This is a genomic window from Spirillospora sp. NPDC049024 (assembly GCF_040649235.1).
Classification (GTDB): Bacteria; Actinomycetota; Actinomycetes; order Streptosporangiales; family Streptosporangiaceae; genus Spirillospora.
Map to the genome: position 1 here is coordinate 513174 of NZ_JBEZFD010000001.1, position 24194 is coordinate 537367.

A 24194-nucleotide genomic window follows, 5' to 3' on the forward strand; every position below is an offset into this window, starting at 1 on the left:
TCAGCCGCGCGGGGCGTACATGATGATCAGGACGCCGAGGACGCAGACGGCGGCCCCGGCCACGTCCCAGCGGTCGGGGCGGAAACCGTCCATGACCATGCCCCAGGCCAGGGAGCCGGCGACGAACACGCCCCCGTAGGCGGCCAGGACGCGGCCGAAGTGGGCGTCGGGCTGGAAGGTCGCGACGAACCCGTACAGGCCGAGGGCGACGAGCCCCGCGCCGATCCACCAGCCGCCCCGGTGCTCCCGCACGCCCTGCCAGATCATCCAGGCGCCGCCGATCTCCGCCACCGCGGCAAGGACGAACAGGACCAGCGACCGCGCGATCGTCATATCGGAACCGTACTCATGCGCCCGAACGCTGCGGCGGCGTGCCGGGGTCCGCGAGTTCGGCGAACGGCAGGGGGCAGCACGGCTCCCCCGCGCAGGCGAGCAGGTCGTCGCAGCCGGCGTCGAGGGCCTCGCGGAGCGTGGACCGGATGACCTCCAGGTCGGCGATGCGCCGCTCCACCTCCGCCAGCTTCGCGCGGGCCCGCACGGCCAGCCCGGCGTCGCGCCGGCCGTGCCGGTGCCGTGCGGCCTCCAGCAGCCCGGCTACCTCGTCCAGGGTGAACCCGAGCCGCTGCGCCGTCTTGATCACCCGCAGCACCGTGACGGCCTCGGCCGGGTAGAGCCGGTGCCCGCCCAGCGTCCGGGCGGGTTCGGCCAGCAGCCCCCGCCGCTCGTAGTAGCGCAGCGTCTGCGGGTTCACCCCGGCCGCCGCCGCGACCTGGCCGGAGCGCAGGCCCTCGTACCCGGTGCTCGCGACGTCCGGCGACGGCGTGCTCCTGATCGGCACCTCGGTCATCCCTGCTCCTCGTACCCGGCGGCGGCCACGATCCGACGGTAAGCCTGTACCTCGCTACCGGATGCAACCCCGAAGGCCGCCGAGCGCATCCCGCCGCGGACAAGACCGGCACGGCGGGATGGGCCCATCGGGACGTCCGGCGGATCGCGGACTCAGACGGTGGCGCCGTCGCTGATGTGCAGGACCGCGTCGGCCGTGTCGAGGATCGCCTGGTCGAGCGGGAAGTAGCCCTGGGCGGGGGTGGTGTCGGTGCGGACGCGGGCGGACGGGACCGCGGCGGCCGGCGTCAGGTCCCAGGTGGTGACGCGACTCTGCAGGATGCCCTCGAAGCTGCCCGGCTCGGGCTCCGCCAGCTTGATCGTTTCGCTGCGGCCCAGGCTGCCCGCGACGAAGACGTACCGCTCGTCCAGCAGCGACGCGATGATGGCGCCGGCGCCGAACCAGGTGAGGTCCATCTCCCACATGCGCAGGCGGCCCGGGTTCCGCTGGAGGTGGGCGTTGTGCGCGAAGACGAGGGTCGGGCCGCGGCGGGCCTCCTCGTCCCTGATGTCCAGGAGGTTCTGGGCCATGAGCGCGTCCCGGGTGGCGCCCAGGCGCGAGATGCGGGCGTCCTGCGCGATCCGCTGCGCCGCCCGCTTGTGGTAGCGCAGCAGGCCGAGCCCGGCGGTGAGGTGGATCCGGGCCCGGATCCACTCGGTGCGCGACGTCCCCGCGATCAGTTTCGGAGCGCGCTCGTACAGGGCGGTGAGCATGTCGTCGGCGATCGTCCGCAGCTTCTCTGCCTCGGCCGTCGCGCCGATCGACATGGCCGGGTCCATGACCGCCTCCGAGCGGCTCCACCGGTGGTCGTCGCCGGTGAGGGCCGCGATGTCGAGGTCGAGACCCATGTAGTCGCGGGCGTGTTCGAGGTAGGCGCGGGGGCTGGGGGCGCTGATGGTCTCCATCGGAGCGTCGAAGCCGTGGAAGGCCAGGCGCTCGTGCGGAGGACGGTCCTCGTTGTACTCCCGCATCCAGGCGACCAGCCGCCGGTTGGCGTCCAGGTCTCCGAAGCCGTGCGAGAAGCCGTCGCTCATCACGGCGTCGAGGCTTCCCTTCCCCTCCCGGACGAAGTCGTCGACGGCGAGGGCGGCCACCCGGTCGGTCTCCATGGCGACCGACCGGAAGCCGTGGTCGGCCAGCCGCGGGAGCAGTTCGTTGCGGACGCGGCCGAAGGCCGGTTCGAGGTGCGTCGGCTCGCCGAACGCCAGCAGGTCGCATGACGGGGGCGCGAAGTCGCGCATGTCCTGACTCATGTGGTGAAATCGTATCGTTGAAAAAACGGTTGATACTTTCCTGCCCATGACCGGAAGAACTCCCGGGAAACCCTCAAAGCGGTGATCACCCTGCGGCCGTCCGACCTCGCGCGGGAGCACGGCATCTCGGCGCAGGCGGTGCGCAACTACGAGCGCGACGGGTTCCTCCCGCCCGCGGAGCGCACGCCCAGCGGCTACCGGATCTACACCGAGGTGCACGCGGCCGCCCTGCGCGCCTTCCTCGCCCTCGTCCCGGCGTTCGGGCACGCGGCCGGCGGCCGGATCATGAACGCGGTCAACGACGGCGACCTCGACGACGCCCTGCTGGTCATCGACCGCGGCCACGACCAGGTGCTCCGCGACCGGGAGACCCTGGCCGCGGTGAGGAGCGCGGTGGACCACCTGCTGGAGGAGCCCGGCCCCGTCCCGGACCGCTCGGCCGTCCCCGGTCCCCGGACCATCGGCGAACTCGCCCACCGGCTCGGCGTCACCCCCGCGACCCTGCGCAACTGGGAAGGCGCCGGCATCCTCGCGCCGGCGCGCGATCCGTCCACCGGGTACCGCGCCTTCCAGGCGGGCGACGTCCGCGACGCGGAGCTCGCCCACCTCCTCAGGCGCGGCGGCTACCCGCTGGAGCACATCGCGACCGTGGTCCGGCAGGTCCGGACGGCGGGCGGCACCGAACCCCTGGCCGAGGCCCTCGACGGCTGGCGCCGCAGGCTCACCGCGCGGGGTCGCGCGATGCTCGACGCGTCGGCTCAGGTGAGCCGTTACCTGGACGTGCTCGACCGCGCCAGGGGGCGAAGGGATCCAGGGTGATCAGGGCCTGCAGCAGGACGGGCCCGAGGGCGAGGCTGAACAGGCAGTCGGTGAGCCAGTGCTTGTCGACCACGGTAAGGGCCACCGCCGTGACCGTTCCCGTCACCACCGCGATGTCGCGGCGGCGGCGCGGCGGCAGTGCCGCTGCGCACCGGGGAAAGGCGACGACCGCCAGTTCGAGGATGACCCAGATGAGCACGAACCCGTTGAGCGTGTGGCCGGACGGGTAGGCGTCGCCGCGGACGAACAGCACGTCGGTTCCGCTGATCGGGAACGTCCGGGGGATCGCGGCCTTCAGCAGCAGCTGCAGCCCCGAGAGGACTCCCACGATCAGCACGCTCACCAGCGGGTACCGCAGAGAACGCCCCCGGATCGCGGCGATGATCGCGAGCGGGACGATGACCCGGGCCAGGTAGCCGCGCTGCCCGAGCCATGCGAAGACGTCCACCGCCGTGAGCCGCCGGCCCTGGATGTGCGCGTCGCTCCACTCGTGGACGATCCAGTCGAGGCGGCGGAGCGGACCGTCCAGCAGGACGTCCACCGTGACGGCCACCATGACCGCCACCAGCAGCGCGTACCAGCTCCTGGACCCCCACCTCACGGCGGGAGCATTCCCCGGCGCGAGCGGGAACCACCTCATCAGGACGTCAGGATCACATGCTCCCCACCCGTGCAGCGCGAGACGAACTCGTCACCGAGCACACAGAGAAAGGAAGAAGACGCCCAGAACCGCGTCCGAAAGAAGTGCTGGTACCCCCGAGCGGATTCGAACCGCCGTTACCGCCTTGAGAGGGCGGCGTCCTAGGCCACTAGACGACGGGGGCAGGACCATGACCCTGACGCGATCTCCCGCGCGGGCCTCGCCCAGCTTACCGGACCCCGCCCCCCACCTCGAACCGGTTTCCCCCCGAATCCCCAGCGGCCACCCAGCAGAAGCCGCCGCCCCCGACGAGGACCTCGAAAGAACCGCGGACGCCGCCCATGTGGCCAGCGAGGTGTTCGCCGGGTGAGGGCGGAGGCGAGGTCTGCCGAGAACGCCTTCTCAGCACCCCACAGACGCAACGGCTCACATCATCAAAGACACGAATTCGGCCACCGGTCCAGAAGGAACCACAGGAAGGCGCAAAACCCTCTTGGACGTCGCACAAGAAAAAACGCTCTACGCGTACGCCCCAGCCAAAGTGAGGGCGAAGCCCGAACACCGGGGGTTCCAGGGGGTCGCCCCCCTGGGAAGACACTGCGGGCCCCGGCGAAGTTGGCCCAAATGGCCAACGAGCAGGGAGGCCCGCCACGTACCCCCGAGCGGATTCGAACCGCCGTTACCGCCTTGAGAGGGCGGCGTCCTAGGCCACTAGACGACGGGGGCGTGTGTCCGCCTGGACGGACGCAGCTGGGGTACCAGGACTCGAACCTAGACTAAGTGAACCAGAATCACTCGTGCTGCCGATTACACCATACCCCAGTGAGGTACGGGCTCCCGAGCCGTTTCCGGCTGGTCGCTCGCGCCTCGATGAGAATACAGGACAGCGGGAGTAGGGCCAAAACGATTGGCCGACCGGTGGGTCAGCGGGTGAAGTCGGGCGGCCCGATGTGCTCGCGGCCCCAGGCGACGAGGGGCCGGAGGCGCCGCCACGAGGCGCTGACCCGTGCCAGGACCTCGTCGGGCTCGGACATCCACGGGTCGGCGGGCCAGCCCTCGCGGGCGTAGAGGGAGCGGTGGCGCAGGAGGTCCAGCCGGGGGTGGTCGGGGTCCGTCCCGCGCGGGCGGGTCTTGAGGCGGTCGCCGGCGATCTCCAGGCCCGCGGCGCGGAGGTCGTCCACGACGGCCTGCAGTTCGGCGCCGTACGTGCCGGAGGCGACGGCTTCACGGTAGCGGCGGAGCTGGTCGGGGGTGGGGGCGTACATGCCGCCCGCGACCATGAGGCCGTCCGCGTCGACCTGGATGTAGAAGCCCTCGCTGGTGTGGCCGCCCTGGTGCGTCTTGTAGGGCGACTTGTCCTTGCTGAACCGGACGTCGCGGTAGGGGCGGAAGAGCTTGACCGCGCCGAACTCGTCTTCGAGTTCGGCGCACAGCTCGGTCAAGGGTTCGCGCACGTGGCGCTCGTAGGCGTCCTTGTGGGACGTCCAGTAGGTCTTGCTGTTGTCGGCCTGCAGGCCCTCGTAGAAGGCGAAGGCCTCGTCGCTGAAGCCGGTGAACACCAGCGCTCCTCAGTCGCGGGCGATGACGCGGTTGGTGAGGCTGCCGATGTTCTCGACGGTGACGGTGACCTCGTCCCCGATCTCCAGCGGGCCGACGCCGGCGGGGGTGCCGGTCAGGATGACGTCGCCGGGCAGCAGCGTCATGACCTGGCTGACGTACTCGACCAGCGTGGGGATGTCGTGCAGCAGCAGGGACGTGCGGGCCTCCTGCCGGACCTCGCCGTTGACGGTCGTGGAGATCGCGAGGTCGGCCGGGTCGACCTCGGTCTCGATCCACGGGCCGATCGGGCAGAACGTGTCGAAGCCCTTGGCCCGCGTCCACTGCCCGTCCTTGGCCTGGAGGTCGCGGGCGGTGACGTCGTTGGCGCAGGTGTAGCCGAGGATGACCTCGGCGGCGCGGGACGCCGGGACCTCGCGGCACATCCGGCCGATGACGACGGCGAGCTCGCCCTCGTGGTCGACGCGCTCGGACAGCTTCTGCGGGTAGGCGATCGCCTCCCCCGGGCCGATCACGGCGGTGGACGGCTTGGAGAACAGCACCGGCTCGGCGGGCGGCTCGTCCCCGCCCATCTCGCGGACGTGGTCGGCGTAGTTCTTCCCGATCGCGATGATCTTGCTGGGCAGGATCGGCGCGAGCAGCCGGACGTCGGCGAGCGGGAGGCGCTGCCCGGTGAAGGTCAGCTCACCGAACGGGTGGGCCGCGATGACGGCGACGGTGTTCTCCTCCACCACGCCGAAGGACATGCCCTCGTCGGTGGAGAACCTTGCGATACGCATGGTCAAGAGCCTAGTACGCCGCTCCGATCAAGCAGGCCGTCCGGACCGCCGCGCCGGTCAGAAGCCGCATGCCCTGCCGTTCAGCTGGCAGGACTTCGGGGTGGACGCCGTTCCGGCCGCGCCGTACTGGATGTCCCACGTCTCGCCGGGCGGGATCGCGGGGGCGCCGTCCAGGTTCCTGATCTCGACGGTGGAGCCGCCGTGCACGAGCCGCGCGCCCCAGATGTTCTTCACGTCCGCGCCCGGGGCCTTGAACGTCAGCTTCCAGGCCTTCATGGGCTTCTTGGTGCGGTTCGTGATGACCAACTTGCCCTCGAAGTACCCCTCGTCCTGCTGGACGAGCTGGTACGTGACGCCCTTGCCCTGCACCAGCGGCCCGACCGGGGCGGTGGTCGCCGGAGGGGGCGTGCCGGGCTGCTGCCCGCCCGGCTGCTGCCCTCCGGGCGGCTGGGCGGACGGGCCTCCGGACTGCGGGGGCGTCGCGGGCGCCCCGCCGGGCGAGGGGGCGCCGGGGGACGCGGGCCCCGCGCCGCCGCCCTCCGTCCCGGGCGTGCTCGCGGCCGGGGACGCCTGCTTGCCGTCCTTCCCCTTCGGGTCGGAGCCGCCGCTGAGCATCAGCACCGCGACGCCGGCCAGGACCAGGACCACCACCGCGGCGACCAGCCCGATGAGGATCACCGGCCGTCCCGAGCGGGACGGACGCGGCCCTCCGGGAAGCCCGCCGGACGGCGAGGCGACCGCGGGCGGCACCGGCGGGACGGTGGACTCGTTCGGCGGCGGCATCGTGCTCTGGGCCGGAGGCATCGCGCCCTGGTGAGGGGGCGGCGTGCCCTGGGCGGGAGGCGGTGTCGCGGGCATCGCGTAGGCGAACGCCGGTCCGCCCTCCGCCGGGGTCGCCGCCTCTCCCTCGGCGGCGAACTGCTCCGTCCACGGCGCCTCGGGGACCGCCGGCGGCGGCACCGGTGCGGCGGCCTGTGCCGCCACCTCCGCGGGCGGCGCCTGCTCCGAGGCGGGCACCTGCTGAGGGGGCTCCGGCTCGGGAAGGGGCGCCTGCTCGGGAGTGCGCTCCTGCTGGGGCACGGGCGCCGGGAGGGGAACGGGTGCCTGGGCGTACACCGGCGCCGGGATCGCGCCGTGCTCGAAGGCCACCGGCTCCGGCTGGGGCGGGACGGACGGAGCGGGCTCGGCGGGCTGCCTCATGGGGATGTCGGTGGCGGTGACCGACGCCTCGACCACGGTCGCGGGCGGCTCGACCACGGTCGCGGGCGGCTCGACCACGGCTGCCGGCGGCTCGACCACGGTCACGGGCGCCTCGTCCTCGGCGTCCGGGGGCGGCGGTTTCTGGAAGGTGATGACGGGCGGGCCGTCCCCGAACGCCGCCGGTCCGTCCTCAGGGTCGTCGGCCAGGTCGTCGGCAGGGCCGTCCTGGTACGTCGTCTCGGGGTCGTCCTCGGGATCGTCCTCCGGGTCGTCGGCGGCGCCGGAGGGAAGGTCCTGGAACGTCACGCCGTCCATCCGAGTGGCGTCCTGGGACGTGGCGCCCGCGTCGAAGAGGGTGTCCACCGGCTCATCGACGGCGGTCGCATCGGCCGCCGTGCCCGGCCGGGCCGGGTCCTCGGGCGCCGCGCCCTTGCCGGGAACGCGGAACTCGGCGGTGGTCTTGTGGTCCGGGGGCACGTACCCGGGCTCCTCGCCGCTCAACTCGTCCACCTTCCGCTGTCGTCGACCTCATGGAGTCCGACGACGAGCATGGCGGATAGGTTCACATCCAGGGGCCCGAACGCGTCAGCCGGCCGGCGCCGGTTCGAGGCCGCGGCGGGCGGCCTGCCGCATCTGCCGGTTGAGCGTGGCGGTGATCAGCTCGATGGCGTCGGGGGTGGTGGCGTCCTGGGCGCCGCTGAGCCACCGCGTCGCCTCGGCCAGCAGCTCGTCGGCCGCGTCGTCGGCTCCGGCGTCGGCCATCCGCCCGAGGACGGCGCCGAGGCGCAGCGCGGCGTCGGCGCTCCCGGACTCGGCGGCGCGCCGGTACCAGTCGGCGGCCTGCTCCAGGTGGCCCTCGCGCTCGAACGTCTCGCCGAGGCCGAACGCCACGTCCGCCCAGGTCCCGTCCGTAGGACGCCCAAGGTCCTCGGGGCTCCAGGGTCGGACGGGCATACGATCACTCCGGCAGGTCGGGTCACTGACGTCGGTTCGCGGGAACACGGCGTCCTCACGGGGACACGGTTCAAATAACACAGCGTCTTCCAGCGCCACGGTGTCACAGGGACACGGCTTCACAGGACACAGCGTCGGTTCGAACACGGCACGCGAATACCGCACGCGTGCCGCGCGACTTCTATAGTGGATCCTTCAACTGAAATCCGCCACCGGTTTCGCCGGATCGGCGGACTTTCTGCGGGACCGCACCGGTGCTCACGGAAAGTCACTCGTTTTCGAACGGGCGAGGTGACTCCCTGGTCATCCGTGAGCACCGCGGCGACACGGCTAGCGCACCAGATCCTTGTAGTCCGGGTGCTTGCCGATCCACTTCTTGATGAACGGGCACACCGGGACGACCGACAGGCCCTTGGCACGGACGTCGTCCAGAGCGCCCCGGGCCAGCGAGCTTCCCACGCCCTTGCCTCCGAACGCGGGATCGACCTCGGTGTGGATGAAGACGAGGGCGCCCTCTCCCCGCTCGTACTCGACGAACCCGGCGAGCTCGCCGTCCAGCCTGATCTCGTAGCGGCTCTGCTCGGCGTTGTCGGTGATCTCAGTGCTCATGCTCCGATAATGCCCGCGGCCGCTGGGAGATTCCCGTCAGCCCGCCTCGTAGCCGGCCCGGAGCAGGCAGTAGGTGACGGCCTCCTCGAGCGCCTGCCAGGACGCGGCGATGACGTTGTCCTCCACGCCGACGGTCCCCCACTCGCGCTCGCCGTCGCTGGACTCGACCAGCACCCGGGTCCGCGCGTCGGTGCCGTGCGCGCCCTCCAGGATGCGGACCTTGTAGTCGACGAGCTCCAGCCGCGCCAGCTCCGGGTAGAGGCGGCCGAGCGCGATCCGCAGCGCGTTGTCGAGGGCGTTGACGGGGCCGTTGCCCTCGCCGGTCGCGATGATCCGCTCACCCTTGGCGTGCAGCTTGACGGTGGCCTCGCTGACCATGGACCCGTCCGGGCGGCGCTCGACGATCGACCGCCACGACTCGACCTCGAAGTGCCGCTGCCGGACGCCGGTCAGCTCCTCGCGCAGCAGCAGCTCGAACGAGGCGTCCGCGGCCTCGAAGGTGTAGCCGGTGGACTCCAGCTCCTTCACCCTGTCCACGACGGCCTTGGCCTTCTCCCCGGACAGGTCGTAGCCGAGCTCGCGGCCCTTCAGCTCGACGGACGCGCGCCCGGCCATGCTGGACACCAGCATCCGCATGTCGTTGCCGACGGCGGCCGGGTCGATGTGCTGGTACAGGTCTGGGTCGATCTTGACGGCGGACGCGTGCAGCCCGGCCTTGTGCGCGAACGCGGACACGCCCACGTACGGCTGCTGCGAGCTCGGCGCGACGTTGGTGACCTCGGAGACGGCGTGCGCGATCCGCGTCATCTCGGCGAGCTGGTCGCCGGAGACGAGGTCCATGCCGCGCTTGAGCTGGAGGTTCCCGACGACGGTGAACAGGTTGGCGTTGCCGCTGCGCTCGCCGTAGCCGTTCGCGCAGCCCTGGACGTGCGTCGCGCCCGCCTTGACGGCGGCGAGCGTGTTCGCGACCGCGCAGCCGGAGTCGTCGTGGCAGTGGATGCCGACCCGGACGCCGTGCCCGACGACCTCGTGCACGACCTCGGCCAGCTCGTCCGGGAGCATGCCGCCGTTGGTGTCGCAGAGCGCGACGACGTCGGCGCCGGCCTCGGCGGCGGTGCGGACGGCCTCCAGCGCGTAGGCGCGGTTGGCCTTGTAGCCGTCGAAGAAGTGCTCGGCGTCCAGGAAGACCCGCTGGCCCTCCGCACGCAGGTGGGAGACCGTGTCGCGGATCATCGCGAGGTTCTCCTCCAGCGTCGTGCGGAGGGCCAGTTCGACGTGCCTGTCGTGACTCTTGGCGACCAGGGTCACGACGGACGCGCCGGAGTCGCGCAGAGCGGCGACCTGGGGGTCGTCGGCCGCCTTCACCCCGGCCCGGCGGGTCGCGCCGAACGCGGTGAGCCGCGCGTGCTTCAGGTCGAGCTCTGTTCGGGCCCGCCTGAAGAACTCGGTGTCCTTGGGGTTGGCGCCCGGCCAGCCGCCCTCGATGAAGCCGATGCCCAGGTCGTCCAGATGCCGCGCGATCGCGAGCTTGTCGGGCACGGAGAGGTTGAGCCCCTCCTGCTGCGACCCGTCGCGCAGGGTGGTGTCGTAGACGTGGAAAGCGTCGCCTTGCATGTGAGGAACCCCCAGAGGGCTCAGCGCCAGGGCACAAAAAAGACCCCTCACGGACGTGAGAGGTCTGCGCGCCGGCGGTGTCCCGTTAGCTGCCGGCGCGCCAGCCGATAATCACGAGGCTGTGGCGCATGATGCGCCCAGTCTGCCACACCGTCCGAAGATCTGGGACATCCGTCTCACATGCCGAGACGAGCGGCAGGTCGGCGGCGGACACGGCACGGCGGCGCGGCCCGGCGGCGCGCACCGCCACGGGCGCGCGCCGCCGCCGGCGCCGATCAGACGATCTTGTGGACCCAGCCGTACGGGTCGGGACGGGTGCCGTACTGGATGCCGACCAGCTCCTGGCGCAGCCGCATCGAGACCTCGCCGGGCTCGCCGTCGCCGATCGTCCACTCCCGGTCCCGGCCCTTGACCCGGCCGACCGGGCTGATGATCGCGGCGGTGCCGCAGCCGAACACCTCGGTGATCTCGCCGGACCGGCAGCCCTCCTCCCACTCGTCGATGCTGATCTTGCCTTCCTCGGTGGGGACGCCGAGGTCGGGCGCCAGCTTGAGCATCGAGTCGCGGGTGACCCCGGCCAGCAGGGTGCCGGTGAGCGCGGGGGTGAGGAGCCGGGCCTGCGCGCCGGAGCCGTAGACGAACATCAGGTTCATCGAGCCGACCTCCTCGACCCAGCGGTGCTCCACCGCATCGAGCCAGACGACCTGGTCGCAGCCCTGCGCGACGGCCTCGGCCTGGCCGGCGAAGGACGCGGCGTAGTTGCCGCCGAACTTCGCCTCGCCGGTGCCGCCGGGCGCCGCGCGCGTGTAGTCCTGCGACAGCCAGACCGAGACGGGCTTGATGCCGCGCGGGTAGTAGAGGCCGGACGGGGACGCGATGACCATGAAGAGGAACTCGTTCGCCGGGCTGTTGACGCCGAGCGCGCGGGTGGTGGCGAACATGAAGGGCCGCAGGTAGAGGCTGTGCCCCTCGGTGTCGGGCACCCAGTCCTTGTCGGTGCGGACGAGCAGCTCGACGGCGTCCACGAACAGCTGCTCGGGGATCTCCGGCATCGCCATCCGCCTGGCGGACCGGTTCATCCGCGCCGCGTTCATGTACGGCCGGAAGGTGACGACCGAGCCGTCCGGCTGCTTGTAGGCCTTGAGGCCCTCGAAGAGCTCCTGGGCGTAGTGGAACACCTGCGAGGCCGGGTCCATCGGGATGGGCCCGTAGGGTTCGAGCTTCGCGTCGTGCCAGCCGCGCTCGGCCGAGTACCGGATCGTGACCATGTGGTCGGTGAAGTACCGGCCGAAACCGGGATCGGCCAGGATCCGCGCGCGTTCGTCGGCGGTCGCGGGCCGCTCGGTGCGCGTGATCTCGAATTCCAGGGTGTCGCTCATCGCGGTTCGTCCTCTCGCGGATCGCCCAGGCGGCCCCATCGCCGCATCGGCTTCCTAGTCCCCATTGTCCTACTTCGTCTAGACCTGCTCCTCCATGCGGCGCCACCCGGGCAGGACATGCGAAAACCGGGCGCGCCGCGAGGGCACGCCCGGTCTGGCCGGAGGCGGCGTGCCCCTAGCCGGATACTCGCTTGGCGATCGCGTCGCCGATCTGGGACGTGGACCGGGCGCCGAGAGCGGCGCGCTCGGCCAGGTCGTCCGAGACGGCCTGCTCGACGCGGCGGGCGGCGTCGCCCTCGCCGACGTGGTCGAGCAGCATGGCGACCGACAGGATCGTGGCGGTCGGGTCGGCCTTGCCCTGCCCGGCGATGTCGGGGGCGCTGCCGTGCACCGGCTCGAACATCGACGGCGCGGTGCGGTCGGGGTTGACGTTGCCGGACGCGGCGAGCCCGATGCCGCCCGCGATCGCGGCGCCGATGTCGGTGATGATGTCGCCGAACAGGTTGTCGGTGACCACGACGTCGAACCGCTGCGGCCGGCTCACGAAGAACATCGTGGCGGCGTCGACGTGGCAGTAGTCGGTGGCGACCTGCGGGTACTCCTCCGCGACCCGCTTCAGGGTCCGCTGGTAGAGGTCGCCGGCGAAGGTGAGGACGTTGTCCTTGTGGACGAGCGTGAGCTTCTTCCGCGGCCGCGACGCCGCGACCTCGAACGCGTACCGGACGACCCGCTCGACTCCGTAGGCCGTGTTGACGCTCTCCTGCGTGGCGACCTCGTGCGGGGTGCCCTTGCGCAGGACTCCCCCGACGCCGGTGTACGGGCCCTCGGTGCCCTCCCGGACGACGACCATGTCGATGTCGTCGGGGGTCACCCCGGCCAGCGGCGTGCTGACGCCCGGGAACAGCTTAACCGGGCGCAGGTTGACGTAGTGGTCCAGCTCGAACCGGGTCCGCAGCAGCAGCCCGCGCTCGAGCGTCCCGCTCGGCACGCTCGGGTCGCCGACGGCGCCGAGCAGGATGACCTCCTGCTCGCGCAGCTCGTCGAGGACCGAGTCGGGCAGCGTCTCCCCCGTGCGGTGCCAGCGGGCGGCGCCCAGATCGTAGGACGTCTGCTCGAACGTGAGGTCGCCGGACACGGCGTCGAGGACCTTGAGCCCCTCGGCGACCACCTCGGGGCCGATCCCGTCACCCGGGATGACGGCCAGACGAATGCTGCGCGAAGCCATGCGCGCACTCTACTGCAAACGTCTCAGTGCTTGGGCTTTCGTCTCATATTTCGGTCATTCAACGCGCAAGCCCACAATCACCGCACATGCCGCCACCAGGGACCCGGTAGTACAGGCAGCAGTTGTTCCGGACGTAGCCGCGCGGCCCGAAGGCACCCATTCCGGCCAGCGGTTCGCGCGCGAGCAACTCCCGCACGATCGCGACCCGCCCGGGATCGTCCGGCCCGACGTTCAGGCTCCCGGCGAGGGCGGACGCGGCGTTGCCCCACACCAGCCCGTCCGCGAGCCTGACGAAGCCCAGCGTCGCCTCCCGCAGAGGGCGCAGCACCCCGTCCACGACGATGGGGAAGACCAGCTCAGCGGCCTCGGCCACGTCCTCCGCACGCCACCCCCGGGGATCGGGAACCCCCAGCGTGATCGGCTCTCCCGGCGCCCACCGCCATCGCAGCCCCGACAGATCGGGGACGACCCCGAGGGCCGCCGCCGCGACGACCGGCGACCACACCCGCGCCGCGAGCCCCTGGAAGAGCAGCGAGGCGGCCACACGGACCTCGTCCGTCCCGAGCCGTCCGGCATAGTCGCGGGCCGCCTCCCGCAGCACCTCGACGCCCCCGGGGAACACCCGCCAACCAGGCCCGTCCGAGGACTCCGTGACGAGCTCGAAGTACGGCCCGATCCCCGCAACGCGCCGCAACACGCCCCGGACCTCAACACCCTCGACCCGCCCCGCCACTCCCCCAGTCTCGCACCGCCCCGCCGGACGGCAGGAACCACTTCAGCCCTCGTCGTCGCCTCGGCGACCCGCACGCACCAGGGCACCGAGGTCGCCGACCCGATCGAAGTGCTGAAGCTTGTCGGGGTTGACGATGGAGTGGATCGTCTGGACCCGCCCGTCGGCGATCTCCAGTCCCACCACCGCGACCAACAGGTCCCGGGCGTCGAACACCAGCGCTCCCGGCTGCCCGTTGACCTCGGTGACGCGGAAGCGCACGCCACCGGCATGGGCCAGCGCGGGCCGCACCGCCGTCAGGACATGGGCCACGCGCCGCCGTCCGTTGACCGGCCGCCCCAGTGCGGGCACCTTGCCGCCACCGTCACCGTGCAGCGCCACGTCCTCCGCCAGCAGTTCTTCGAGCGCCCGCAGGTCGCCCTGCTCGACGGCGGCGAAGAAGCGCTGAGCCAGTTGCCGCCGCTGCCCCCGGGAGGCGTGGTAGCGAGGCCGCTGTTCCTGGACGTGGCGCCGCGCCCGCGCCACGAGGTGCCGCGTGCCGTCCACATCGCTACCGATGATCTCGGCGACCTCGCCATACGGATACTGGAACACCTCCCGCAGCAGGAACGCGGCCCGCTGCCGCGGCGACAGGCTCTCCAGCAGCACCAGGAAGGCCAGCGACAGCGAGTCGGCGGTCTCCGCGTGGTCTGCCGGGGACGGTTCGAGCGCCAGCGGTTCCGGCAGCCATTCGCCCACGTACTGCTCCCGCCGTGCCCGTGCGGAGCGCAACTGGTCGATGGCCAAGCGGGTGACCAGCGTGGCGATGTACGCCCGCGGCGACAGGATCCGCTCGCCGCGCTGCAGGGTCTGGTGCAGCCGCAGGAGCGCTTCCTGCACGACGTCCTCGGCTTCGCTGACGCTGCCGAGCATCCGGTAGGCGATGGCGAACGCCCGCGGCCGCAGCTCGTCGTAGAGATCGTTGGCGGACAAGCCGGACTACCTCAACCCGTCGGTGAAACCCGTACGCCAGGTGGGGTACCGCGGCGTCCAGCCCAGCTCGCGCTTGATCTTCTCGCTGGAGACCCCGCGGGCCCGCGTCATCATGTCCACGGGGCCCTTGCCGGCCAGCACGCGCACGAGCCAGGCGGGGACGCGGCGCGGCGGCGGGGCGCCGAGCGCGCGGGCCAGCTCCGGCAACCAGACGCGCACGGGCGCCGGCTCGTCGTCGGCGACGTGGTAGATCCCGGGCTTGCCGCGTTCGATGGCCGCGACGGTGGCGGACGCGGCATCGGCGATGTGCACCAGCGACCACACCCCGCGACCTCCGCCGACGATCGGGAACTTCCGCTTGCCGATCTGCTCGGCCATGACGGCGTCCGGCTCGGCGCTGATGCCGGTCCCGGGGCCGTAGAAGCCACCGTAGCGAAGCGCGATCCCGTCGCCCCAGGTGATGCCGGTCACCGCCTCCTCCAGGTGACGCAGCGCGGCCACCGACCCCGCGACGTCCGCGGGCGGGTTCGGCTCGATCCGGTCGTTCTCGTCGGCGAGCGGCCCGCCGGTGCGTTCCATCCACATGGAGTGGCTCTGCGCCACGAACCGGCCGACACCGGCGGCGCGCGCGGCGGCCAGCAGGTGGTCGGTGCCTTCGGTGCGCAGCCGGTCGGTGGCGGCCGCCATCCGCTTCACACGCCGGAAGTCCACCGGCCCGCTCAACGCGGTGAGCTGATGGACGATCACCTCCGGCTCGGCCCGCGCCACCGCGTCGGCCACCGAGTCGGGGTCGAGCGCGTCGACGACCACCGGTTCCGCGCCCAGCTTCCGAAGCCCAGCCGTCTTGGCGGGCGACCGAGTCGTACCGACCACCGCATGCCCCCGCGCCACCAACTGGGAGACAAGGGGGCCACCAATGGCCCCCGACGCTCCCGCGATGAAGATCTTCATAACGCCTCCGTTCGTTGCGCTCCCAAGTCGCGCTCGAACAGAAGACGAAAAGCCCCCCACCCCCCATGAACAGCAGTGACCCAAAACACACCTCAGACCATCCCAGGGACAACCGAGGAGGAAAGAGCGGGCCCACTGACCTCAGCCCGCGCCGCAACCACGCGACGACCTCAGTGGTCGCGATCGCGTCCGAAGGCAGGTTCGAGCCTGCGAGAACCTGATCGCGCAGCGAGCCGCCAAGGCGAGACGAAGCGATGCCAGCGATCGCCGCAGTGCCCGACGATGGAGGGCCGCCAGGCCCGAACGAGGAGGGCACTGCAATAGGCACAGCAGCGAGCCGCCAGGCGAGCCGGAGCGATGCTAGCGATCGCCCGCGTTTCTCGACGATGGAAGGCCGCTAGGCCTGAAGGAGGAGAGAAAAGCCATCAGTCCGCTCTTCTATCCAGGGCCGTCTGCAGGGCGCGGGCGGCTTCTTCCTGGGCGTCTTCGGCTGGGGCGTTGTTCTGGGTCTCGTTCATGATGGGTTGCTCCGATCGCTGAGCTGGTGGCCAGAGGGGCCGCCGGGGAGACCGTGGTTCGCACGGTCCGGCGCGATATCGGACTCATGGCCAGGCAGAGCCTCCGCAGCGGGTGCCGGCCTGCCGATGATCAGGCCCCGCTGCGGCAGCGAAGGATTACCACGTAACGCCGCATGACTACTGCGAGGTTACCCGCGGTCCGGCGGGTTTTCCCGACCCGTGGCCCAAAATCTCGGCATATGAGACGGGCGGGTGTCCGGCACCTGGCCGGACACCCGCCCGGAGCTCAGCGTCCGCGTCGGTCTGGGGGCGATCCCGGACCGACGATCGGCCTGCGCATTCTCCTGGGGAAGCCCCGGATCAACCTTCCAGGTCGACGCGGCGGCCCATGTCGGCGCCCACCTCGCGGGTGATGGCGTCGACGAGCTGCGGCGAGATCGCCGAGTCGACGGTGAGGGCGATCAGCGCCTTGCCGCCCTTGGCGTCCCGGCCGACCTGCATGCCGGCGATGTTGACCTGCTCGTCGCCGAGCAGCTTGCCGACCGCGCCGACGATGCCGGGGCGGTCGACGTAGGAGAAGAACGCCATGTGCTCGGTCGGGACGAGCTCCATGTTGTAGCCGTTGATCTCGATGATCCGCTCGGCGTGCTTGGGGCCGGTGAGGGTCCCGGAGACCGACACCACGGAGCCGTCGGACATCGTGCCGCGGACCTGGACGACGTTGCGCCAGTCGGGGCTGTCCTCGCTGGTGGTGAGGGTGACCTCGACACCGCGGTCGCGGGCCAGCAGCGGCGCGTTGACGAAGGTCACGGCCTCCTCGATGACGTCCACGAAGACGCCCTTGAGGGCGGCCAGCTCCAGCACCTTGACGTCGTGCTCGGCGATCTCGCCGCGGACCACCACGTCCAGCCGGACGGGGACGCCGCCGGCGAGGGCGGTGAAGATGCGGCCGAGCTTCTCGGCGAGCGGCAGGCCGGGCTTGACGTCCTCGGCGACGGCGCCGCCCTGGACGTTCACGGCGTCCGGGACGAACTCGCCGGACAGCGCGAGCTTCACCGAGCGGGCGACCTGGGTGCCCGCCTTCTCCTGCGCCTCGTGGGTGCTGGCGCCGAGGTGCGGGGTGACGACGACGCTGTCGTGGTGGAACAGCGGGCTCTCGGTGCACGGCTCGGTGCTGAACACGTCGATGCCGGCGCCGGCGACCCGGCCGTCCTTGAGCGCGAGGTCGAGGGCCGCCTCGTCGACGATGCCGCCGCGGGCGGCGTTGACGATGCGGACGGACGGCTTGACCTGCTGGAGCTCGCGGTCGCCGATGAGGCCGAGGGTCTCGGGCGTCTTCGGCAGGTGGACGGTGATGAAGTCGCTCTCGCGGAGCAGCTCGTCGATGGTGACGAGCTTCACACCGAGCTGGGCGGCGCGGGCGGCCTGGACGTAGGGGTCGAACGCGATCACGTTCATGTCGAAGGCGGCGAGGCGCTGCGCGACGAGGACGCCGATGCGGCCGAGGCCGAGCACGCCGACGGTCTTGCCCTGGAGCTCGACGCCGGTGTACTTGGAGCGCTTCCACTCGCCCTGCTTGAGCGCGGAGTGGCCCTGCGGCACGTTCCGGGCGGTGGCGAGGAGCAGCGCGATCGCGTGCTCGGCGGCGGTGACGATGTTGGACGTCGGCGCGTTGACGACCATGACGCCGGCCTTGGTGGCGGCCTCCACGTCGACGTTGTCGAGGCCGACGCCGGCCCGGGCGACGACCCGGAGCTTCTTGGCGTGGCGGAACACCTCGGCGGTGACCTTGGTGGCGCTGCGGACGATCAGGGCGTCCACGTCCGCGACGGCGGGCAGCAGCTGTTCTTTGTCGCTGCCGTCGACGTGCCGGACGTCGAAGTCGGCCTCCAGCACGGCGATGCCGGCCGGGGAGAGTTCTTCTGCGACGAGGACGACGGGCTTGCTCAAGAGGAAACAGTCCTTCGAAAAGTGGATGTTCGTGTGCTGTGTGCAGGTGAAGTCGCGAGTCACCTCGTCGTGCCCTCGCCCCCGCCGGCGAGTCTATAACCCGGGGGCGGCACCGGTTCGCGGCAGGGAAAGACCCACCGGTAACTCCGGTTCGTCCCGCCGCGCCGGGTTCGTCAGGCGGCGTTCGGCTCCGGCACCGAGACGAGCACGGACGCGACCCGCTCCGCGTCGGCCACGTGCACGTGCGGGACGTCCACGAACACCCGCAGCGGCCCGGGCGGCAGGCCCAGCTCGTCGGCGACCTGGAGCTGCACCTCGCGCAGCGGGATGTAGGCCAGGTAGGCGCGGTGGACGTTCTGCGACCGGAACATCGCCGTCATGATCAGCCGGTAGCCGCGGATGCGGAAGGACAGCGCGGTCAGCGCCGGCAGCCCGTCGGCCGGCTCGCCCGGGATCGTCAGCGAGATCCACGCGCTGGTCGTCCACGGCCGCGCGCGCAGCAGGTCGACCACCCACCGGATCTGGTCGTGGCCCTGCAGGTCGTGCAGCCGCGGCCAGAGCCGCCCGCGGACGGCCCGGCGGGTGCGCTCCTGCGCCCGCCGGACGAGCCGCTCCCGGTCGCCGTACTCGCGCAGAATCGGGTCCTCCCAGCTCAGCGAGCAGATCTCGAACAGCAGCGGCGGCCCCTCGATGATGGGGCCGCCGTCCTCCAGCCCCGCCTCCCCGGCCGCCCACACGTGCCGCAGGACCCCGATCCACGCTTGCCCGCACGTCTCGAAGCGCCGGACGTCGTTGTCCTCCCGCCCCGGCATGTCACGGCTCCTCGCCGCTGCCCGCGCGCCGGCCCGCCGCGCGGATCGGGGATTCGCCCGCACCTCGCATTGCCCGCCGGGCGGGGAATTCCGGTGCACCACCCGCCGGTGCCATCGCCTCGCCGCCGTTCCGCCTCACACCGCTCATGCACACGCCCCAAAGGCCCGCACCGGCCGAGGTCACGGGGTGTTCGCGCAGGTTCTCCCGCGCCGGCCGCGGCCGTCACGGCTCCCTTCAAGTATCTGGCAAAGTACCCGGAAAGGATAGGGATGATTGGCGGATCGGTGCCTTCACCGGCATTCTGACGCGTGCGACGATGATCGGTCAGCGGACAATCCGTCCAAAAGCCGCGTTTTGCCTTACCAGGGACCCGCCTTACCGAGGGCAGCCTGCCGGGGGCCGCCTCACCAGGGGTCGGGGACGTCCCGGTACAGCACGATGTAGCCGTTCCGCCGGAAGACCTCCCGGTACCCCTCCGCCTTCAGCTCCTCGACCCGCCGCCGCTGCTCGGCGGGCGAGGCGAAGGGGAACTCCAGCCGCCTCACCTGCGCGACCACCCAGGGCGCGCCGTGCGACCGGTCGTCCCACAGCAGCACGCGGGCGCGGGACGTCAGCGCCGGGCCGACGCCGTTGGCGGCCTCGACGAGCGCGCCGTCCGGGATGCGCGCGGCCGCCGCGGACGCCGCCCTCGCCCGCTCGTTCTGCCGCCACAGCGCGGGATCGGCGAGGTGCCGGTAGGCGAAGAACGGCGCGCACGCGACCATGGCCGCGAGGATCCCGGCCATCGGCGCCGCGGACGGCAGCCGTCCGAACCGCCCGCTCGCGAACCGGGCCCGCCCGCGCAGCCGCGCCGCGCCGTCCGCCGCCGCCAGGACGAGCACGGCGACGATGAAGGCGTTGTAGTGGTAGTGGGGCTCCCACCAGTTGCCGAACCGGCTGGCGAGCATCCGCTCCGCGAGCAGCGGGACGGCCGTCAGGGTCAGCGGGGACGCCAGCGGCAGCAGGAGCAGCGGCAGCAGCACCAGCGCCATCGTGAGGAGCTTCCGCGGCGGGTCGCCGAGGACGCGCACGACGTCCCACGGGTGGGTGACGGCGTGCACCGCCGCGTGGGGAAGGTCGGGGCCGAGGTCGCCGTACGCCCAGTAGTAGTCGTTGTCCCCGCCGAACGCCGCGATGACCACGCGGGAGCAGAACCAGGTGGCGCCCAGCCCGACCGCGACGTACGCCAGCCCCGCACGCCGCTCCCCCGGCGCCGGCAGCCCGCGCAGAAAGCCAGGGCCGCGCAGAAAGCCAGGGCCGCGCGGGGAGCGTGGGGTGTGGGGGGTGGGGCGGGTTAGGAGGTAGAGGCCGAAGCCGGCGAGGAGCAGGCCCATGTCCTCCTTGACCAGCAGGAGGGCGAACGCGGCGGCGGCCGCCTGGCCGCGGCGTCCCGCGTCGTACCGCTCGATCATCAGCGCCGACAGCAGCGGGACGAAGGCGACCTCGTGGAAGTCGAAGGCCAGCGCCTCGGCGATCGGCCAGGACAGCGCGTAGGCGCCCGCCGCGCAGTAGGCGGCGCCGGCGCCGAGCCTCCGCTCGGTGTACCGCCAGATCGGGAGGATCGCCAGCGCGAGGAGGACGGCCTGCGCCACCAGCAGCGTCGCCGGGCCGTCGTGGATCCAGTAGAGCGGCGCGAGGAGCGCGAGGATCGGCGAGAAGTGGTCGCCGAGGATCGAGAAGCCGGGACCGAAGTCGTTGTGGACGCCCTTGACGATCGCGACCGGCAGGCCGAACCGGCTGTAGGAGCGGATCGCCTGGTCGAAGATCACCAGGTCGTAGCTCCCCGCCCGGAACGCGCGCAGCCGCATCAGCGAGTACACCGCGTACAGCAGCGCGCTCGCCGCCACCAGCGCCGCCAGGGCGGCACGCCGACGCCGGGCGGCGCCCCCGCGGCCTGCGGAGGAGCCCCCGGCCGGTCCCTCCACCGCAACCGCCTCGACCACGCGCCGGACGCTACCACCAGCGCCGGCGCGTGGCCGAGCGGCCCTACGGGTGTCCGCTACCCCGCTTCGCGCCGGGGCGGCGTGGGGCGACCCCCGGTCACCACCGCGGCGGCGCACGCCGCGACGAGCGGGACGCCGATCCCGATCGCCAGCAGGAGCAGCCACGGGACGTCGGTGATCGTCCCGTGCGGGGGCGCGCCGGCCTCGTCCAGGCTGTCGGTGAGCGGACGCGTCACCGCGAGGCCGGGGACGAGGCCGCCGGCGATGCCGAGCCAGCAGCCGAGCACGGCGATGTAGGCGCCCCGGCCCATCGTCAGCAGCCGGCCGGTGCGGGGCCGGGCGCCGACGGCGCGCAGGGTCGCGAGGTCGGGGCGGGCGTCGGCGGCGGCGAGCCCGGTGGCGATCAGCGTGGCGCCGAGCGCCAGGACGGCCGCGACCGCACCCAGCAGCAGCGTGATGCCGCCGAACGACTCGGTGAAGCCCCGCTCAACGTAGACGGCGCTGGAGTCGTCGGTGAAGCCCGCCAGCGTCCTTTTCAGCCGCGCCTCCTCCGCCTTGGTGACCCGGTGGTCGGCGCGGTCCACCCCCATCGCCTCGATCCGGGCGGGGACGCCGGTCTTCGCGACCAGCCGTTCCGCGATCTTCGGGGGGACGATGGCCCGCACGTGGGGGTCGCCCGGGGCGGCCACGGCGGGCAGGTCCTTGATCGTCGCGGACGTGCGCTCCTGGTCGTCCTGCCAGTAGGTCACCTTGGCGGTGGTGGACCCGCCGGCGAGCGGGCGCACCCCGAACAGGGCGATCTTCCCGGCGTCCAGCGCCGACGCCACCGCCGGATCGTCGCGCCCGAGCAGCAGCCGCGCCTCCCGGGAGCCGCCGACCACGATCTGCAGGATCTCGTCGGAGCCCCTGCCGTTCCGCTCGGCTGCGAAGGACAGGCCTCGGCAGTCGGTCCCGGACAGGCAGTATCCGTCCGGCCCCGGAAGAGTGCTCATCGGGACGACGGGCACGCCCGGCAGGGTGCGCTGGACGGCGGCCGCGGCGGCCTCCTCGTTGTGGCCCTGCGGCATCCGGATCAGCGCCGAGCCGCGGGGCAGCTCGGCCTGGTACTCCACCTGCCGCTGCCGGTAGTCGCTGGCGCCCCCGATGGCCAGCGCGGTGACCGCCGCCACGGCCGCCATGATCGCGGCGACCGCCGGTGCGGTGCGGGCCCGGTTGCGGGCGCCGTCCCGGACGGCGAGGCGCAGCGGCAGCGGGAGCCGGGGCGCGAGCCGCCCGGTGGCCCCGACGATCCACGGGCAGGCGAGCACGAGGCCGACGATGATCGCCGCGGCGCCGAGCGCGGCGCCGAACTCGCGCAGCTGCCGGACGCCCTCCAGGGACGCCGTCACGCCCGCGAGGACGAGGACGCCGCCGGCGATCGGCAGGCCGCGCCGCGCCGGTCCCGGCGGTTCGCGGCGTCCGGCGAGGGCGGCGACCACGTCCATCCGGCCGGCCTGGCGCGCGGGCACCAGCGCGGCGAGCACCCCGCTGCCCGCGCCGAGCAGCATCGTCGCGGCGACCACGGCCCACGGCACGGTGTACGGGCCGAAGTCGCCGTCGCCTGAGGCGGCGCGCACGACGGCGGCCGCGGCGAGGCCGAGCCCGGCCCCGGCCACCGCGGCGATCCCGCCGAGGAGCAGGCCGCTCGCCAGGACGACGGCGCGCAGGTGCCGGCCGGCGCCACCCGACGCGGCGACGAGCGCGAGGTCGCGGCGCCGCCGCCGGACGTCCACCAGGAACGCCGGCCCGGCGAGCAGGACGACCTCCAGCACGACCATCGCGAAGATCATCGACAGTACGGCCGACTCGGCGCCGCTCGCGCCGCCGGGCTCCCCCTCGAACCTCGCGTCGGCGGTCCGGTACAGCACGGCCAGCGCGACGACGGCGCCGATCGGCAGGCCGATCATGGACAGTACGAGCGCCGTGCGGCCCTTGGAGCGCAGCGCGTCCTGGCGGGCCATGCGCAGCGCGAAGGCGTAGCGGTTCACAGTTTCTCCTGGAGGAGGCTCTCGGGGCCGGGCGTACGGGGCGTGGCGTCCACGATCCGGCCGTCGCGCAGGAACACGACCCGGTCGGCCCAGGCGGCGTGCCGGGACTCGTGGGTGACCATGAGGCAGGACGCGCCGGCGTCGCAGCGGCCCCGCAGGACGCGCAGGACGTCCTCGCCGGTGTGGCTGTCGAGCGCCCCCGTGGGCTCGTCGGTGAGGACCAGGCGCCGCTCGCCGACCAGCGCGCGGGCGATCGCGACGCGCTGCTGCTGGCCGCCGGACATCTCGTCGGGGAACCGGTCGGCCAGCTCGGCGACGCCGACCTCCTCGAGCGCCTCCCGCGCCTCGCGGCGGGCCGTGCGGGCGCGGACGCCGTCCAGCTCGCGCGGCAGCATGACGTTCTCGGCCGCGGTGAGGCTCGGGATGAGGTTGAGGTCCTGGAAGACGTAGCCGACGCCGCGGCGGCGCAGCGCCGCCCGCCCGGCCCGGCCGAGGCCGCCGAGGTCGGCGCCGTCCATCAGGATCCGTCCCGAGGTCGGGCTGTCGAGCCCGCCGGCGAGCGCCAGCAGGGTCGACTTGCCGGAGCCGGACGGGCCCATCACGGCGACGAACTCGCCCGCCGCGACGTCCAGCGTCACCCCGCGCAGCGCGTGGACGAGGGACGGCCCGGCGCCGTGGTCGCGGGAGACCTCGCGCATCTCCAGCAGGCTCATCGGCGCGCCTTCCGGTCGGCCGGAGCGGGCGCCTCGGCGGGGGCGGACGGGTCGGCGGCGGCCGGCGGGACGGACGGGGCGGCGGGCTCGGCGCGGGCGACGAAGGCCTCGCAGTGGTCCAGCCAGCGCACCTCGGCCTCCGCCTGGAAAATCATGGATTCCAGGACCAGCCGCCAGGCGCGGTCGCCCTGGTCCGCCGGGACGGCGGGGGCGTCGGCCTTGAGGCGGGTGAGGTCCTGGAGGGCGCGCAGCGTGGCGGTGCGCTGGGTCTGGACGACGTGCGCGACGTCGACGCCCGGTGTGGTGACGGCCATCGCCAGCTTGATCGCCAGTTCGTCGCGGGGCCGGTCGGTGCGGGCGATCGGGGTGGCGAACCACCGCCGCACGTCCTCCTCGCCCGCCGGGGTGATCCGGTAGACGAACCGGCCCTCGTCGTCGGCGCCGACGCGGGTGACGAGCTCGTCGCGTTCGAGGCGCGAGAGCGTGGAGTAGACCTGGCCGATGTTGAGCGGCCAGGTGGCGCCGGTGGACGACTCGAACTCGGCGCGCAGCTGGTAGCCGTAGCGGGGCCCCTGGGACAGAAGTGCCAGCAGGCCATGACGGATCGACATACCTACCAAGTA

Annotated in this window: 22 protein-coding genes and 3 tRNA genes; 1 reads left to right on the forward strand and 24 read right to left on the reverse strand. The window is 72.6% G+C overall.

From position 1 onward, the window contains the following. The 3 genes from AB0C21_RS02475 to AB0C21_RS02485 all read right to left on the reverse strand — a co-directional run bounded on the left by AB0C21_RS02475 (nt 1) and on the right by AB0C21_RS02485 (nt 2139). Entirely contained in the window at nt 1-333 is a 333-nt protein-coding gene (locus AB0C21_RS02475; RefSeq protein WP_500202290.1) for a YnfA family protein, read from the reverse strand. A 13-nt stretch (nt 334-346) separates the two neighbouring features. Next, complete coding sequence (locus AB0C21_RS02480) at nt 347-847, reverse strand: MerR family transcriptional regulator (protein WP_500202291.1); 501 nt, start codon at nt 845-847, stop codon at nt 347-349. Nucleotides 848-999: 152 nt separating this feature from the next. After that, nucleotides 1000-2139 (reverse strand): erythromycin esterase family protein, encoded by a 1140-nt coding sequence (locus AB0C21_RS02485; protein ID WP_500202292.1) that lies wholly within the window; start codon nt 2137-2139, stop codon nt 1000-1002. 81 nt (nt 2140-2220) lie between these two features. Between AB0C21_RS02485 and AB0C21_RS02490 the strand changes: the two genes are divergently transcribed. Then, entirely contained in the window at nt 2221-2958 is a 738-nt protein-coding gene (locus AB0C21_RS02490; protein ID WP_500202293.1) for a TioE family transcriptional regulator, read from the forward strand. Here the strand turns inward: AB0C21_RS02490 and AB0C21_RS02495 are convergent. The 21 genes from AB0C21_RS02495 to AB0C21_RS02595 form a co-directional block, all read right to left on the reverse strand. Continuing rightward, nucleotides 2861-3559 carry a phosphatase PAP2 family protein gene (locus AB0C21_RS02495; protein ID WP_500202294.1) on the reverse strand — a complete coding sequence of 233 codons (699 nt, stop codon included), beginning with the start codon at nt 3557-3559 and terminating at the stop codon, nt 2861-2863. The genes AB0C21_RS02490 and AB0C21_RS02495 overlap by 98 nt on opposite strands. Before the next feature lie 147 nt (nt 3560-3706). Next, nucleotides 3707-3782 (reverse strand) — tRNA-Glu (locus AB0C21_RS02500). Nucleotides 3783-4251: 469 nt separating this feature from the next. Beyond that, nucleotides 4252-4324 (reverse strand) — tRNA-Glu (locus tag AB0C21_RS02505). Nucleotides 4325-4348: 24 nt separating this feature from the next. Beyond that, nucleotides 4349-4420, reverse strand: a tRNA-Gln gene (locus AB0C21_RS02510). Between the two features lie 101 nt (nt 4421-4521). Beyond that, the gene (locus AB0C21_RS02515) at nt 4522-5157 is read right to left on the reverse strand and encodes a DUF2461 domain-containing protein (protein WP_500202295.1); all 636 of its coding nucleotides are present in this window, start codon (nt 5155-5157) and stop codon (nt 4522-4524) included. Between the two features lie 9 nt (nt 5158-5166). Beyond that, nucleotides 5167-5934: a fumarylacetoacetate hydrolase family protein gene (locus AB0C21_RS02520; protein WP_149257877.1), complete on the reverse strand. Its 768-nt coding sequence runs from the start codon at nt 5932-5934 to the stop codon at nt 5167-5169. 57 nt (nt 5935-5991) lie between these two features. Continuing rightward, nucleotides 5992-7635: a cellulose binding domain-containing protein gene (locus AB0C21_RS02525; protein WP_500202296.1), complete on the reverse strand. Its 1644-nt coding sequence runs from the start codon at nt 7633-7635 to the stop codon at nt 5992-5994. 84 nt (nt 7636-7719) lie between these two features. Beyond that, a complete protein-coding gene (locus AB0C21_RS02530; RefSeq protein ID WP_149257879.1) occupies nt 7720-8088 on the reverse strand; it encodes a tetratricopeptide repeat protein in 369 nt (122 codons plus the stop codon). A 330-nt stretch (nt 8089-8418) separates the two neighbouring features. Continuing rightward, nucleotides 8419-8697 carry a GNAT family N-acetyltransferase gene (locus AB0C21_RS02535; RefSeq protein ID WP_500202297.1) on the reverse strand — a complete coding sequence of 93 codons (279 nt, stop codon included), beginning with the start codon at nt 8695-8697 and terminating at the stop codon, nt 8419-8421. Between the two features lie 36 nt (nt 8698-8733). Beyond that, nucleotides 8734-10311 carry a citramalate synthase gene (gene cimA, locus AB0C21_RS02540; protein WP_149257881.1) on the reverse strand — a complete coding sequence of 526 codons (1578 nt, stop codon included), beginning with the start codon at nt 10309-10311 and terminating at the stop codon, nt 8734-8736. Between the two features lie 275 nt (nt 10312-10586). After that, entirely contained in the window at nt 10587-11690 is a 1104-nt protein-coding gene (locus tag AB0C21_RS02545) for a branched-chain amino acid aminotransferase (protein ID WP_149257883.1), read from the reverse strand. Nucleotides 11691-11865: 175 nt separating this feature from the next. After that, complete coding sequence (locus tag AB0C21_RS02550) at nt 11866-12915, reverse strand: 3-isopropylmalate dehydrogenase (RefSeq protein WP_149257884.1); 1050 nt, start codon at nt 12913-12915, stop codon at nt 11866-11868. 58 nt (nt 12916-12973) lie between these two features. Beyond that, nucleotides 12974-13612, reverse strand: coding sequence for a (2Fe-2S)-binding protein (locus AB0C21_RS02555; protein ID WP_500202298.1), 639 nt, complete (start codon nt 13610-13612; stop codon nt 12974-12976). A gap of 78 nt (nt 13613-13690) precedes the next feature. Beyond that, on the reverse strand, nt 13691-14617 hold the full coding sequence (locus AB0C21_RS02560) for an RNA polymerase sigma-70 factor (RefSeq protein ID WP_500202299.1): 927 nt from the start codon (nt 14615-14617) through the stop codon (nt 13691-13693). Between the two features lie 6 nt (nt 14618-14623). Beyond that, on the reverse strand, nt 14624-15568 hold the full coding sequence (locus tag AB0C21_RS02565; protein ID WP_500202300.1) for an NAD-dependent epimerase/dehydratase family protein: 945 nt from the start codon (nt 15566-15568) through the stop codon (nt 14624-14626). Nucleotides 15569-16446: 878 nt separating this feature from the next. Then, nucleotides 16447-18036, reverse strand: coding sequence for a phosphoglycerate dehydrogenase (gene serA, locus AB0C21_RS02570; protein WP_149257888.1), 1590 nt, complete (start codon nt 18034-18036; stop codon nt 16447-16449). Between the two features lie 173 nt (nt 18037-18209). After that, a complete protein-coding gene (locus AB0C21_RS02575) occupies nt 18210-18848 on the reverse strand; it encodes a thymidylate synthase family protein (protein ID WP_235036615.1) in 639 nt (212 codons plus the stop codon). 405 nt (nt 18849-19253) lie between these two features. Further along, entirely contained in the window at nt 19254-20831 is a 1578-nt protein-coding gene (locus AB0C21_RS02580) for a DUF2079 domain-containing protein (protein WP_500202301.1), read from the reverse strand. Between the two features lie 56 nt (nt 20832-20887). Continuing rightward, nucleotides 20888-22858, reverse strand: coding sequence for an FtsX-like permease family protein (locus AB0C21_RS02585; RefSeq protein WP_500202302.1), 1971 nt, complete (start codon nt 22856-22858; stop codon nt 20888-20890). Then, nucleotides 22855-23571, reverse strand: a complete 717-nt coding sequence (locus AB0C21_RS02590; RefSeq protein ID WP_500202303.1) for an ABC transporter ATP-binding protein — start codon at nt 23569-23571, stop codon at nt 22855-22857. Before AB0C21_RS02590 ends, AB0C21_RS02585 begins: the two co-directional genes overlap by 4 nt. Beyond that, entirely contained in the window at nt 23568-24182 is a 615-nt protein-coding gene (locus AB0C21_RS02595; RefSeq protein WP_500202304.1) for a PadR family transcriptional regulator, read from the reverse strand. The genes AB0C21_RS02590 and AB0C21_RS02595 overlap by 4 nt, the downstream gene beginning before the upstream one ends. Nucleotides 24183-24194 lie beyond the last annotated feature (12 nt).